The following is a 13,981-nucleotide window of genomic DNA, read 5'->3' on the forward strand; positions in this document are numbered from 1 at the left end:
GAACCCCGATTTTGAACAAGATGCCATGGCGCAGGGCGGCAGTGTGGTCGCCTATGCCCCGGCCTCCAGCGCCAACCTGAGCGTGGGCTTTGACGTCCTGGGGGCGGCGCTCGCCCCCGTGGATGGCTCCCTGCTGGGGGATCGCGTCCAGGTAAAGGCTGCCGATGTGGCGTTTGCCCTCTCCTCCGTGGGCCGCTATGCCCACAAGCTGCCGGATGATCCCAAGAAGAACATCCTCTATGACTGCTGGCTTGCCTATGGGGAGGCCCTGGAGAAGCGCGGCCTGACCCTCAAGCCGCTGGCGATGGTGCTGGAGAAGAACCTGCCGGTGGGATCCGGTCTGGGCTCCAGCGCCTGCAGCGTGGTGGCGGCACTGGAAGGGCTCAACGCCTTCCACGGTGAGCCGCTTGATGAGCACGATATGCTGCTGCTGATGGGGGAGATGGAAGGCAAGATCTCCGGCTCGGTCCACTACGACAACGTCGCCCCTTGCTATCTCGGCGGCATGCAGCTGGTGCTCGAAGAGCACGGCGTCATCAGCCAGGGCATTCCGGTGTTCGAGCAGTGGTACTGGGTGGTCTGCTACCCGGGCACCGTGGTTTCCACCGCCGCCGCCCGCGCCATACTGCCGGCCCAGTATCGCCGTCAGGATTGCCTCACCTACGGCCGTCGGCTGGCGGCGTTTGTGCACGCCAGCTACACAGGGCAGGAGGGATTGGCCGCGAGCGTGCTCAAAGACGTGATTGCCGAACCCTACCGCGCGGCGCTGATCGAAGGTTTCAACGAGGTGCGGGCTCAGGCGGCCCAGAACGGGGCCCTGGCCACCGGCATCTCGGGCTCGGGCCCCAGCGTCTTCGTGGTGATGAAGGATCTGGCCCAGGCCGAGCGGATGAAGGATTGGATGGATGCACATTTCGTGCAGAACGAAGATGGATTTGCCCGGGTCTGCAAACTGGACATGGCCGGGGCACGGGTAACAGGAAGCGAGCTATGAATCTTTACAATATCAAGGACAAGAGTGAACAGGTGAGCTTCGCCCAGGCGGTGCGCCAGGGTCTGGGCCGCGAGCAGGGGCTCTTCTTCCCCGAGGTGATTGCGCCCTTGGCCGATGTGGATGCCCTGCTGGACTTGCCGCTGGCCGAGCGCTCCGCTCGCATCATCAGCCACCTGCTGGGGGACGAAGTACCTGCCGCTAAAGTGAGTGAGTTGATCGACGCCGCCTTCACCTTCCCGGCGCCCCTGGTGAAGCTCAAAGACGGCACCTATGCCCTCGAGCTGTTCCACGGTCCGACCCTGGCGTTCAAGGACTTCGGCGGCCGCTTTATGGCCCAGTGTCTGGCCACCTTCCGCACCAATGACAAGATCACCATACTCACCGCCACCTCGGGTGACACTGGCGCCGCCGTGGCCCACGCCTTCTATGGCCTGGAGGGGATCGAGGTGGTCATTCTCTATCCCAAGGGCAAGATCAGCCCCTTGCAGGAGGCGCTCTTCTGCACCCTCGGCGGCAATATCCGCACCATCGCCATCGACGGCGACTTCGATGCCTGTCAGGCGCTGGTCAAGGATGCCTTCGATGACGAAGGGCTCAAGACCGCCATCGGCCTGAACTCCGCCAACTCCATCAACATCAGCCGCCTGCTGGCCCAGGTCTGCTACTACTTCGAGGCGGTGGCCCAGTTGCCCAAGGCCGACCGCGCCAAGGCAGTCATCAGCGTGCCGTCCGGCAACTTTGGCAACCTCACCGCGGGCCTGATTGCCAAGGCGCTGGGGCTGCCGGTGAAGCGCTTTATCGCCGCCACCAACGCCAACGACACTGTGCCGCGCTACTTGAAAACCGGCAGCTGGGAGCCGCACCAGACGGTCGCGACCCTCTCCAACGCCATGGATGTGAGCCGCCCCAACAACTGGCCGCGCGTGGAAGAGCTATGCCGCCGGGAAGGCTGGGCGGTGGAGACCTTGGGGTCCGGCATGCGCAGCGATGCCGAGACTCGCGATGCGTTGCAGCGCCTGCATCAGCTCGATTACCTGTGCGAGCCTCACGGCGCCATCGCCTGGGATCTGCTGAACGAGCAGCTTAGGCAAGACGAGGTAGGGGTCTTCCTCTGCACCGCTCACCCGGCCAAGTTCAAGGAGTCGGTAGACGAGATCCTGGGGTTGGATGTGCCGCTGCCCGGCCCGCTTGCCAAGCATGCCGCCCTGCCGCTGCTCTCCCACGACCTGCCCGCAGACTTTGGCCGCCTCAAGGCCTTCCTGCTGGCTTGAACTGCCGCAGTGAGCTAACCGATAGAAATAAAAATCCCCCGACAATGGGGGATTTTTATTTCCGGATCGGGGCGTCTTACTGTGACTGGTTGATGCTGACTCTTCTTTATTTATCCAATACAGAGAGTCGATAATTATTACTATGCATCATTTATTAAGCCTTTCTCATATATGGGGTTGGATTTGTCAAATCGTTTTACTAAATGATATTCTTGTTTTTCAAGGCAGGTTGGTAAATCATTATCAACTATAATAATCTGATACTTTTTATCTTTTGCTACATTTGATATGTCCATTATTTTTTTATAAATTTCTTCGTATATTGATGGATCTGATATATTATCATCATCACGTTCTTCATCTTTTCCTTTGCGTGCATATCGCCCAATATTTTGTCCTGGAGTATCAAGCATTAATGTCGCTGGTAAATATGCGCCGTTTTTAATTACATAAGATAATCTTGATAGGTATAAATAAACTGACAATATTGTCCTTACCCCGCCAGATGAAATATGGTCATATTGTCTATCTCTAAAGATAGGCATGAACTTCCTATCAATTTTAGAACCATAGTTGTTAGTGAGCTTGGATGTCTTTATAAGTTCGCTAAATATAATGCTTAGTTCTGAAATTATTTCTTCAATATCTCCTAACTGTGCTTCAATTTTGCTTATGTCACGTCTTATATTGGACATGTTAATTTTTTTGTTATCGATGAGGGAGTAATATTCTTCAAATATTTTAAATGTTTTCCGATTACGTTCAAGCATGGCACAGTTAACAGATAGTTTTTGCTTCAAAGCCATAGCCTGCATTAAAGAGGTAATTGTTGGTGATAAATTTTCTAGATGTTCTTTGTCAAAATTAGCTCGCAGAGCAGATAGACTTTCTTCTATAGACTGAATTCTCTCTCTCTTGTCATCAATATCTATAATTGTTTTTTTAATAGTAGTGCTACACCCCTGAAGACGATTTTTTATGGAGTTTGTTTCATAACCAATAGTCTCTGAATTTATAGTGGGATGCGACACCGTCAGTTGTGAAGAGCAAACAGGACAATTAGTATTAATTTCACTTTGTTCATTGTGATTGAGCACCTGTCTGGCTTTAGCAGAAAGCTCTAAGCATGAAAGATCGCGTTCATATGTGCTCTTGAGCTTTGAGTAATCAGCGAGTTCCTTTGATTTTTTAATTATTGATTCTTCAAGATGTTTTTTCTCTTCTTCCAATAAGTTAATTTTTTTATTTATCTGGTTGGACACAATTTGTGCGTGATTTCTATTAGATTTGAGTTGTTTAATTTCATTGTCTACATTTTCTATTTCTTCCTTTAGCTCTAATAATACATCATCATCAATAGCCATTGAATCAGTTGTGGCTAAGAAATTTTTAATATTTTCAGTCCTTATTTCTAAAGACCTTAAGTCTAGAGCTTCTTTTTGTAATAAGTTATTGAGGGATGACAGTTGTTCATCATGGACACCATAAACAAACTTTTGTATCTCAACATTTTTATTATGCACGAATGGATTCGATGCATCCATTAAAGAGTCACTAGCTACTTTTTTCTGTTTTAAATAAATTAGTTTGATCAGATCTCTAAAACTAAGTCTATCAGCTCCAGAATCTTCCTTGTATTTTGATTCTTTTATCTTAACCTTTGGTATTCCTAATTGATCTAAAATTAGATCAGATATCCATCCATCAGGCTCTATTCTATCTGACGAGGCACTGCACAATAGTGGGTAGGTCGATGAAATCATCTCATGAGATGATGGATATGCCTTTATTATATTGGCATCGTGAGATAACACTCGTTCAAGAGTAAAGACGTTACCATTAAAGTCGACTTCCAGTTGAACTAGTCGTCCTTTATTCCTAAGTTCATCATAGTCCAGTTGTAGTTTGTTAAAATCTCCCCCCAAAGAAAAATCAATTAGGTTTAGGATGCTCGATTTTCCAGAGTCCATGTCACCCCAGATTATGTTTAATCCTGGTTTAAATGAACATTCATACGTTTTATTTATGCCGACTATGATTAGTTTTTTGAATTCAAGATATATATTTTCCATTGTCGTCAAGCCTTTAATATCGCCTTTAATAATTTCGTTTCAGGTTGAGATGCTAATTTTTTTATCAGTTTTAAATTTTCAAATATAAATTTATTTTGAGAATCAAGCTCTTCTGGTTTTATACTTGTCTCAATATAAAAGCATCCATCATTATTGCTGATGGTGATGGAACCGTTAGACACCAAAAAGGAAATCTCAGTACCAAGATGTTCGAGATCATCATTTATTCTAAGAGCATCATCATAAAGTGTTGATTCGTACTTCACTAATGCACCAAGATTTAGATTTTCTATTACGTATCTCATTAGAGTATGGTTTTGTAGAAGAAAAAAAATAGACTCTAATTTTTTAATGGTGAGTATTTTTTTTCCTTTGTTATTGTATTGACAGTTTGATGTTATGATCAGTATTAAAAAAACTCTATAAAAAAATTCATCTCGAAAGTCATACATTTTCTTGCCTTTTATTTTCGATGTCATCTAAAGTTATTGTGTCAGACCAATTTATGTCTAGATTTCGTTCATTGGATTTATGATGAAGAATCCCCTTTTTATGCAAGAAATTTAGGTATGTCGCTGCACAATCCAATGATGTTTTATCTAGTTCAATAATTTTTTGATGTATATCTCTCACGATTTCACTATTTGACTTCCCTACTTGGCATGAGGAGTATGTCTTATATAAATTCACTATAAGAATTTTTAGTTTTTCAAATGCATCCTTGTCTTTTTTGGGCGCTGATTTTATGGCTATCTCAGCATGGAAAAAGGATTCTTTTGCATCAGATATTAACTTTTCTTCTATTCCAGCTAGTAGCATTTTTATTACAAATATTTCTTTGTCATATATATTGCTATTGCTTGGGTATTCTTTTTTTAAATCACTATCAAAATCTATTAGCTTTATTGTTTTTGTTAGAAAATCTGTTATGACATTTATTATGGTTGATTCGGAGGAATCTGGTTTGCAGATGGAGTTGTGATTTTCTTGTACTCTAGCTGTTTTAAATACATTTTTTTTACTTGATGGGGTTGCGCTTACATTGGTTACGAACTCATCGTATGATGCTATAACATAAATAGAATGTGGAAGGTTATTTGAATATTGAATCCAGTCTTCATTTAATTTGGTGATGTCTTCATTAAATGGTGCAAGTTCATTTGCATTTAAATTGAATTTTCCAAGAATTGCAGCAGGTGTTGAACCATGATGGGGTGATGCTATAGATATATACCCGGTGATTTTACTTTGGATATCTTGGTGCTCACCTAAGATTATATCTAAAATTAATTTCTTGGCGATTAGACCACCCATGCTGTGTGCACATATAATAATATTCTCATAGGATGAACATTTGAATTGGATAAATGTTGCTAGTTCATCTGACAATTGAGATATCGAAGTGTTCTTTTTTCTTTTGGAGACCTTCACTTTAGGGGTGAAAGAGTTAACTAGTGATGTGATGGCTTTAGCAATAAGAGAATTTTTTATATTTATCAGTTTTGTGAAATAGTCAAATTCAATACAGTCATAACTTTTAGACAGATTCTTGTTAAGCAGCAACAGTTCACTAAGTGATTTACCATGGGAGTTGACCCAAGTTTCTTTTCCTCCAGTAAACCCATGTATGAAAATTACTAAATTCTTTTTCATATTTAACCTTTCTGAATATAATAAAACTGAATTATCATAGTTTTATTATGACAATTAAAAAATTAATAATTGTCAATTAAATAGCCGAGTTGTGTTCTTTAAAATGTTATATGCTCGCCAGTTGAGCCGCACTTTTCTTCACTCTGCATCAACTAATAAGCGCATTAAACTAATGCTACCGCCCCTGGATTACAGCTTCCAATATGCTCCATTGACCAGCGAGGGCAGCAACCCATCGAAGCAATAGGCACTGGATGGCTATGTTAAGCCAATCGAGTCTTGGTTAACCAGTCAAAAAATGACGTAACTATCAGGAATATCTGCATTTTATGCGCTGGCTCAAGAAATCGAAATTGTCGGGAACAGGATTCCCATGGCCCTTGGTTATATTGGGGTTGGCGGGCGTGGCGAAGAAGTTGGGGCGGGCTTGTCGTTAAGGAAGGGTTGGCTGGGGGCAATCCCGCTTAGCCAATCGGCGCTATAGTGCGGCTATGGTGCTCTGTTCTCCGTGGCCCTTGCTGGCGAGGTGGGGGATCTGCGGCAACAATCAGCTGTTGCAATAACAGCTATTTGCAAACCATCACCATGCCAACACATCACAATAAGGAACGTCATATGAAGCGTATTGCCATCCTGTTCGGCCTGCTCTGCGGCAGTGTGCTGCTGGCCAATCCGGTCTTTGCCAACGATGCTGCCCAGTTGCAGTGCGAGGCGCAGGCCGCGGCCAAAAAGCTGAACGGCGCCGCCAAGACCAGCTTTGTGGGCAAGTGCGTCAAGGATGCTGCCGCGACTGCACCGGTCAACGCCAAGGCAGCCCAGTGCGAGAAGGCCGCGGTCGACAAGAAGCTGGCGGGGGCTGCCAAGAACAGCTTTATCCAGAAATGCGTGAAGACGGACGCCGCCGCCGACAAGATGGCTCAGTGCGAGAAGGCGGCGGCGGACAAGAAGCTGGCCGGGGCGGCCAAGAACAGCTTCGTGCAAAAGTGCGTCAAGACCACCTGAGCCCTGGGGCCAGGGGTGAGCGAGCGCCTTGGGAAGGGGCTCGCCTAAGGGATAGAGGGGGGCCATGGGCCCCTCTCTTGTTGTGATGCCGGTCTGTGGTGCCCAAGCAAGATGGACGTTATCCCGGCGCCCTCGGCAAGGGCGGCGCAAGGCCCCTTGGTGAGGGATAGCCGCGCCGATCTGCCTCTTTTTTGATTAAATATATATCCCTTAATAAACAATTACTTGCTGGTGATTTGTTGGCTTTGTTTCAGGTTTTTTCAATTTTTGGGAAATCTTTTCTCCCCTCGGCCGGTTCTATTGGACGTAACCGGATGAGATGCGCCGGAGACACCACTCTCGACAACAAGGAATAGGGATATGAACGTGAAAAAGAGTACTGCCATCGCCTCTGCCATGACGGGTCTGCTGGCCCTGGGTGCCCAGTTCATCGCCGCGCCAGCCATGGCGGCGGACGACAAGGAGAAGTGCTACGGCGTGGTCAAGGCGGGCAAGAACGATTGCGCCACCAAGGGCGGCTCCTGCGCCGGTACCGCCAAGATGGATGCCCAGGGCGATGCCTTCGTGGTGATGCCCAAGGGCCTGTGCGAGAAACTGGCGGGCGGGTCGCTGCAACCCAAGTAAGCCCAGTGCCATGGTGTGGCGCCCGCCACATCATGGCCCCTTCTTTTGAGAGAGCCCCGCCATGAACCCCTTGATCGGTATAGGTTTACGCCCCCCCCACTACGACGAGATCCGCCAGACCCTGCCCGGGGTAGGCTGGCTCGAGGTGCACAGCGAAAACTACTTCGAGCGCCACAGCAAAGGCTTTGAGGTGCTGGCCGAACTCGCCGGGCACTACCCAATCAGCCTGCACGGGATCGGCATGTCGCTGGGCTCCGCCGACTCGATCGACCCTGCGCACCTGCGCCAGTTGGCGGCCCTGGTGGCAACCATAACGCCAGTGCGGGTCTCCGAGCACCTGAGCTGGGGCAGCATAGGCGGGCGCTATTTCAACGATCTGCTGCCCATGCCCTACACCCGTGAGGCCCTCTCGCACATGAGCGACAAGGTAGACAGGGTGCAGCAGGCACTGGGCCGGCAACTGCTCATCGAAAATCCCTCTTCCTATCTGCAACTGCCCGGGGAGATGGGGGAGGCGGCGTTTCTGGCCGAGCTGGCGCAGCGCAGCGGCTGCGGCATCCTGCTCGATCTCAACAACCTCCATGTCAGCAGTGTCAATCACGGCTTCGACTGCGCCGACTACCTGGCCGCCATCGACCTCGAGACGGTCGGGGAGATCCACCTGGCCGGTTTTACCGACAAGGCGTTGCCCCAGGGGCACCTCTATATCGACACCCACAGCACCCCGGTGGCGCCCCCAGTGTGGGCGCTCTATCGGCAGCTGTGCCAGCAGCGCGCCATCCCCACCCTGATAGAGTGGGATCTGGAGATACCCCCGCTGCCGGTGCTGCTGGGGGAGGCGCAACTTGCCAGCGAGATCCTGAGCGCGGCGCAGCGAACATCCGAGGAGCCCGCCCATGTCTGAGCTTGCTTCCCTTCAGAGCGCCTTTGCCAGCGGTCTGCTCGGCCAGGATGACGCCATCCTCGGGCACATCCAGCCGGGGCGCTTTGCCCCCGACGCCGTGCTGCAGATCTATCGCAACAACGTCATCCTCGGCCTCACCGAGGTGCTCGCCAGCAGCTATCCCGCCGTCGCGGCCATGGTGGGGGAGGCGTTCTTCGCCGCCGCGGCCCGGGGATTCGTGCTGGCCGAGCCCCTGGAGGAGGGGAGCGTCATGCACTATGGGGAAGGCTTTGGCGACTGGCTCACCCACCTGCCGACCACCAGTGCCCTGCCCTGGCTCGGGGAGCTGGCCCGCTTCGAGTGGCTGCTGGAGCGCGCCTCCCTGCTGGCGCCCGAGGCAAGGCGCTGGCCTGCCGAGCGGCTCGCCGCCGTCCCTCCCGAGCGCTGGGAGCAGCTGGTGCTGCTGCCCGCCGGCGACCTCCTGCTGTTCGAGAGTTCCTACCCCGTGCTGGGGCTGTGGCAGATGGCCCTGCATCAGGGGGCCACCGTGACCGAGCTGGCGGCGCCTTGCCACTTGGTGCTGAAGAAGCAGCGGGATCACAGGGTCATGCCGCTCCCCCTGGATCTGGCTGCCTGGAGTCTGCTGCTGGGCTGCCGGCAGGGTGAACCCCTGGCCAGGCTGCTGGCGCAGACGCCCTCTGCGGCCGAGCACCTGACCCCACTCATTACCCTCGATCTGCTGGTCGATCTGGAGCTAATGCCATGACGGAACACCAGCTCTCCAAGCCGCTCTGCCTGTGGGCCGGGCGCATCCAACCCTGGCTTAGCGGCGGCGTGCTGCTGCTGGCCCGGCTCTGGGTGGCCTCGGTCTTCCTGCGCTCGGGCTGGCTCAAGTTCACGGCCTGGGATTCCACCCTCTACCTGTTCGAGTTCGAGTACCAGGTGCCCCTGCTGCCCTGGCAGTGGGCGGCCTACGCGGGCACCGCGACCGAGCTGCTGCTGCCGCTCTTCCTGCTGGCGGGACTCTTCACCCGCCCGGTCGCCTTGCTGCTGTTTGGCTTCAACGCCATGGCGGTCATCTCCTATCCCACCCTGTGGGCGGGGGGCTTTCACGATCACCAGCTGTGGGGCTGGATGCTGCTGACCCTGGCGGTGTGGGGCGCAGGCCCGCTGGCGCTGGATCACTGGCGCCTTGCCAGGGGGGCGGGCGCCCATTAACGTGGGAGTCAAATGAAGGGGCCTGCCGGCCCCTCTCGTCATGGTGACAGGGGGCGAGCCGCCCCGGTCGTGCAACCCGAGGAAGAGACATGATAATTCGCGAGGCCAAGGCCGCCGATATTCCCGCCCTGGTGCGTCTTCGCATGGCGCTGTTTGGTGAACTGGGGGAGCTCGATGATCCGCAGGCGAGCGATGCGCTGTGGCAGGCGACCCAATCCTATTTCAGCTCGGCACAGGCAGATGGCAGCGCCCGCTCCTGGCTGGTGGAGGTCGAGGGAGAAGCGGTGGCGTGCGGCACCCTGGCCCTCTTCGTGCGCCCACCCTATCCGGGCAACCTGGCGGGGCGCGAGGCCTATCTGCTCAACATGTATACACTGCCGGCCTGGCGCAAGCGGGGCATGGCGAGCGCCCTGCTCGATGCCATGGCGGCCCATGCCCGGGAACAGCGACTGGGCAAGCTGTGGCTGCACGCCAGCGAGCAGGGGCGTCCGCTCTACGAGCGACTCGGTTTTGTTTCCAATCCGGCCTGCCTGGAGTGGTGTCCCGCCCCCTGAACTAGCCGCAGTGATCCTCGGCAGATTCTTTTACGTACTGGCAGCCCTTGGCGGCCTAGTCGCTTTTCTATACACTGCGCGCCCCCCATGACCCAAGGTCATCTGACCACTCATATTGGGACTTGCGGGGCCGATACAGTCAGTGGGGGGAGGCTGTGGTGCCGATCCGGATCGTCAACGAGGTAGGAGTGTCATGTTCAATCACAAACTCAAGGCGCAGTTGCAGGCCTGTCAGGCCCGGCTCGATGAAGAGCAGGGCTTCGCCCAGGGGATCAAGGGTGGTGCCGCGACCATCATCTTCAGCCCGGACGGGGAGATCCTGGAGGTCAGCGACCCCTTCCTGAGCCTGATGGGATATGGCGCTGGCGAGCTGCTTGGGCGTCACCACAGCCTGCTCTGCCCTAAGGGCTGGACCGGCTCCACCGACTATCAGCAGTTCTGGAGCCGCCTGCGGCAGGGTCAGCCCCAGTCTGGCATCTTCGAGCGGGTCAACCAGAAGGGCGAGACCCGCTGGCTGGAGGCGAGCTATTTCCCGGTGAAGACCCAGGGCAGGGTGACCCGGGTAGTGAAGCTGGCCAGCGACGTGACGGCCCGGCATCAGCGGCTGCAACACCTGGAGGCGCTCTCCCAGGCGCTGGACCGCTCCCGGGCCATGATAGAGTTCACCCCGAGCGGCGAGATCATCGGCGCCAACGCCAACTTCCTCGATGCCATGGGCTATCGCCTGAACGAGATTGCGGGCAAGCATCACAGGATCTTCTGTGACGAGGCCTTCCTGCGCGAGCAGCCCAAATTCTGGGAGGAGCTGGCCCGTGGCCAGTTCAAGTCCGGCCTCTTCATGCGCCACAACAGCCGGGGGGATTCCGTCTGGCTGGAGGCCACCTATAACCCTATCCGTGACCAGAGCGGCAAGGTGGTGAAGGTCGTCAAGTTCGCCAGCGACATCACGGCCCGCATCGAGCAGAACCACGCCACCCGGGAAGCGGCCCGCCTCGCCCACAGCACGGCGCAGGAGACCTTGAGCAGCGCCGAGGCCGGTGCCGAGCTGCTGCGCGCCGTGGTCGATACCTCTTCCCTGATCGCCGCCCAGGTGGATCAGGCCATCGCCCTCATCGGTCAGCTCAACGAGCAGTCCAGGAGCATAGAGGCCATCGTCTCCACCATCAGCGCCATCGCCGATCAGACCAACCTGCTGGCCCTCAATGCGGCCATAGAGGCGGCGCGGGCGGGGGAGCAGGGACGGGGTTTTGCCGTGGTCGCCGACGAGGTACGCCAGCTGGCGGCCCGCACCTCTCTTTCCACCGCCGAGATAGCCAAGGTGGTGCAGAAGAACCGCGAGCTGACCGCCAGGGTGACCGACGACATGGCCGGGGTGGCGGGCAGCGCCGAACTCGGCAAACAGCAGATAGCCGAGGTGGACAAGCTGATGAGCGACATCCACCAGGAGGCGAGCCGGGTCTCGCAGACGGTCTCGGCACTCTCCATCTGAACCCCCTGCTCTGGCGACACCCTCTGACGAGATCGCCAAAAGAGTGAGCGAACGAGCCCCCAAGCTGAACCCTGGCTGTATGACCCCGGCCTTGTGAATTGTGGCGATTCGCCGCCTTGTTTAGGCTGCCGCCTCATTTTTCATTGAGCGGGTAGAAAACAATGGCAGTACGACACAAAGGCAGGGCCCTGGCCCTGCTGCTGGGGACGGTGGCGAGCATGGGGCTCAGCGGTTGCATGGGGCAGATGGGGCTCTCCTCCATGGTGACCAAGGGCAACCTCAGCGTGGTGGACAATCGCTACGGCCGTGCCGGTGTCTTCGTGCTGCTCTCCCCCGTCTATGGCCTGGCGGCGACGGCGGATCTGTTCGTGTTCAACACCATCGAATTCTGGTCGGGCAAGAACCCCATCACCGGCAAGTCGCCGGCCCTGGTGGATCACAAGGCCGATGCGGTGATCAAGGTCAACCAGCATCTGGATCCGGCCCTCAACAAGGTGCCGCTCGCCATGCTGCCGCAAGGGGTGCGCGAGGTGAAGGTGAGCTACCCGGACGAACGTACGGCCCAGATGGAGATCCACTACATCGACGGTCATCGCGACATGATGCGCGGGGAGATGCGCGGCGAGCTGCTGGACATCTACCTGGATGACAAGCTGGTCTCGACCCTGACCCGCAAGCAGCTGGACGAGAAGGCAAGCGCAGGCAAGGTGGCGGTTTAACCTCTTCAGAAAGCTGATCTTTTTTTCTCTGAAAAGGGTATAAACAAGCTGCTGGCAAGATCGCCATTATGTCTAAGGGAGTAGGCTATGACGGTGACCGGATTGCGGTTGGCTGAATTGATTGGTTCCCTCAGCCATGCCCTGGACATGACTGAGGGTCAACCACGGGGGCACTGCATCCGCTGTTGCTGGATAGGTGCCCGTCTGGGGGAGCGGCTGGGACTGGATGCCCGGCAGCGCCATGACCTCTATTACACCCTGCTGCTTAAAGATCTGGGGTGCAGCAGCAATGCCGCCCGCATCTGCGAGCTCTATCTCACCGACGATCTTCACTTCAAACGCGACTTCAAGCTGGTGGATGGCTCCCTCTCCGAGGTGGTCAACTTCGTGCTGGGTCACACCGGCTTGCAGGCGGATCTGCTCGGCCGTTTTCGCAGCCTGTTCCACATCTTTCGCAACGGCGATCAGATAGCCAACGAGCTGATCCAGACCCGTTGTCACCGGGGGGCGGACATAGCTCGCCAGCTGCGCTTCAGTGACGAGGTGGCCAACGGCATCCTCTCCCTCGATGAACACTGGAATGGCAAGGGGCGGCCGCTGCAACTGGTGGGGGAGGCTATCCCCCTCTTCTCCCGCATCGCCCTGCTCTGTCAGGTGGTGGATGTGTTTCACGCCGCCGCAGGCCCGGATGCGGCGCTGAGGGAGCTGCGCGAGCGCAGCGGCAGCTGGTTTGATCCCGCCCTGGTCGGCGAATTTGAAGCGCTGGCGGACGAGGATTTCTGGCAAGGGCTGGTGGACCCCAGGCTGACCGAGTGGGTCTTCGACCACCCGGCCGGGCAGGGGGAGGTGGCGCTCGATGAAGATTATCTGGACGAGATAGCCGCGGCCTTCGGTCAGGTGGTGGACTCCAAGAGCCCCTATACCGCGGGCCACAGCGGCAGGGTGGCGCTCTATACCGACATTCTTGCCGCCCAGATGGGGCTGTCTGAATCGAGACGGCGCTGGCTCAAGCGGGGTGCCCTGCTCCACGATGTGGGCAAGCTTGGGGTGAGCAACGCCATCCTCGACAAGCCGGGCAAGCTAGATGCGCAGGAGTGGGCCGCGGTGCAGATGCATGCCGCCTATACCGAGGAGATCCTGGGTCGCATAGGGGCGTTCAGGGAGCTGGCCCAGGTGGCCGGGGCCCATCATGAACGGCTCGATGGCAAGGGCTATCCAAGGGGGCTCAGCGGCGCAGAGATTGCTCTCGAGACTCGCATCATCACCACCGCCGACATCTTCGACGCCATCACCGCCAAGCGCCCCTATCGCGACGCCATCCCTGTGCCCCAGGCGCTGGAGATGATGGCCGAGCATCTGGGCAGCGCCATCGATCCCGACTGTTTCGCCGCCCTTCAGGCGGGGATCCGGGACTTCTCCCTCTACCTCAGCCCCGAGCAGCCCTTGGCGCAGGCCGGTTAAGGCCGACGGCGTCGTCATGGCCCGGGTGGCCGGAGACCAAA

Annotated in this window: 14 protein-coding genes; 11 read left to right on the forward strand and 3 right to left on the reverse strand. The window is 55.0% G+C overall.

The features are described from left to right. Window positions 1-25 precede the first annotated feature (25 nt). Complete coding sequence (thrB, locus tag ACFWHB_RS06320) at window positions 26-994, forward strand: homoserine kinase (RefSeq protein ID WP_025327739.1); 969 nt, start codon at window positions 26-28, stop codon at window positions 992-994. Then, window positions 991-2,265, forward strand: a complete 1,275-nt coding sequence (thrC, locus tag ACFWHB_RS06325) for a threonine synthase (RefSeq protein ID WP_395949694.1) — start codon at window positions 991-993, stop codon at window positions 2,263-2,265. The genes thrB and thrC overlap by 4 nt, the downstream gene beginning before the upstream one ends. A 140-nt stretch (window positions 2,266-2,405) precedes the next feature. On the opposite strand, the gene ACFWHB_RS06330 is transcribed toward thrC, so the two are convergent. The 3 genes from ACFWHB_RS06330 to ACFWHB_RS06340 are packed head-to-tail and all read right to left on the reverse strand — an operon-like array spanning window position 2,406 to window position 5,990. Next, a complete protein-coding gene (locus tag ACFWHB_RS06330; RefSeq protein WP_395949695.1) occupies window positions 2,406-4,337 on the reverse strand; it encodes a hypothetical protein in 1,932 nt (643 codons plus the stop codon). Between the two features lie 5 nt (window positions 4,338-4,342). Beyond that, window positions 4,343-4,789: a hypothetical protein gene (locus ACFWHB_RS06335; protein ID WP_395949696.1), complete on the reverse strand. Its 447-nt coding sequence runs from the start codon at window positions 4,787-4,789 to the stop codon at window positions 4,343-4,345. Continuing rightward, on the reverse strand, window positions 4,782-5,990 hold the full coding sequence (locus ACFWHB_RS06340; protein WP_395949697.1) for an ABC-three component system protein: 1,209 nt from the start codon (window positions 5,988-5,990) through the stop codon (window positions 4,782-4,784). Before ACFWHB_RS06340 ends, ACFWHB_RS06335 begins: the two co-directional genes overlap by 8 nt. Before the next feature lie 615 nt (window positions 5,991-6,605). Between ACFWHB_RS06340 and ACFWHB_RS06345 the strand changes: the two genes are divergently transcribed. The 9 genes from ACFWHB_RS06345 to ACFWHB_RS06385 all read left to right on the forward strand — a co-directional run bounded on the left by ACFWHB_RS06345 (window position 6,606) and on the right by ACFWHB_RS06385 (window position 13,940). Continuing rightward, window positions 6,606-6,992 (forward strand): hypothetical protein, encoded by a 387-nt coding sequence (locus ACFWHB_RS06345; protein ID WP_395949698.1) that lies wholly within the window; start codon window positions 6,606-6,608, stop codon window positions 6,990-6,992. A 360-nt stretch (window positions 6,993-7,352) separates the two neighbouring features. After that, complete coding sequence (locus tag ACFWHB_RS06350) at window positions 7,353-7,616, forward strand: BufA1 family periplasmic bufferin-type metallophore (protein WP_395949699.1); 264 nt, start codon at window positions 7,353-7,355, stop codon at window positions 7,614-7,616. 61 nt (window positions 7,617-7,677) lie between these two features. Next, window positions 7,678-8,520, forward strand: coding sequence for an MNIO family bufferin maturase (locus tag ACFWHB_RS06355; RefSeq protein ID WP_395949700.1), 843 nt, complete (start codon window positions 7,678-7,680; stop codon window positions 8,518-8,520). Beyond that, entirely contained in the window at window positions 8,513-9,265 is a 753-nt protein-coding gene (locus tag ACFWHB_RS06360) for an HvfC/BufC family peptide modification chaperone (RefSeq protein WP_395949701.1), read from the forward strand. The genes ACFWHB_RS06355 and ACFWHB_RS06360 overlap by 8 nt, the downstream gene beginning before the upstream one ends. Beyond that, window positions 9,262-9,717: a DoxX family protein gene (locus tag ACFWHB_RS06365; RefSeq protein WP_395949702.1), complete on the forward strand. Its 456-nt coding sequence runs from the start codon at window positions 9,262-9,264 to the stop codon at window positions 9,715-9,717. Before ACFWHB_RS06360 ends, ACFWHB_RS06365 begins: the two co-directional genes overlap by 4 nt. Window positions 9,718-9,806: 89 nt before the next feature. Continuing rightward, the gene (locus ACFWHB_RS06370) at window positions 9,807-10,271 is read left to right on the forward strand and encodes a GNAT family N-acetyltransferase (protein ID WP_395949703.1); all 465 of its coding nucleotides are present in this window, start codon (window positions 9,807-9,809) and stop codon (window positions 10,269-10,271) included. Between the two features lie 193 nt (window positions 10,272-10,464). Further along, window positions 10,465-11,760, forward strand: coding sequence for a methyl-accepting chemotaxis protein (locus ACFWHB_RS06375; protein ID WP_395949704.1), 1,296 nt, complete (start codon window positions 10,465-10,467; stop codon window positions 11,758-11,760). Between the two features lie 161 nt (window positions 11,761-11,921). Next, window positions 11,922-12,479, forward strand: a complete 558-nt coding sequence (locus tag ACFWHB_RS06380; RefSeq protein ID WP_171276551.1) for a DUF3332 domain-containing protein — start codon at window positions 11,922-11,924, stop codon at window positions 12,477-12,479. Window positions 12,480-12,566: 87 nt separating this feature from the next. Next, window positions 12,567-13,940, forward strand: coding sequence for an HD-GYP domain-containing protein (locus ACFWHB_RS06385; protein WP_393937546.1), 1,374 nt, complete (start codon window positions 12,567-12,569; stop codon window positions 13,938-13,940). Window positions 13,941-13,981 lie beyond the last annotated feature (41 nt).

The organism is Aeromonas mytilicola subsp. aquatica, assembly GCF_044336385.1.
GTDB lineage: Bacteria > Pseudomonadota > Gammaproteobacteria > Enterobacterales > Aeromonadaceae > Aeromonas > Aeromonas rivipollensis.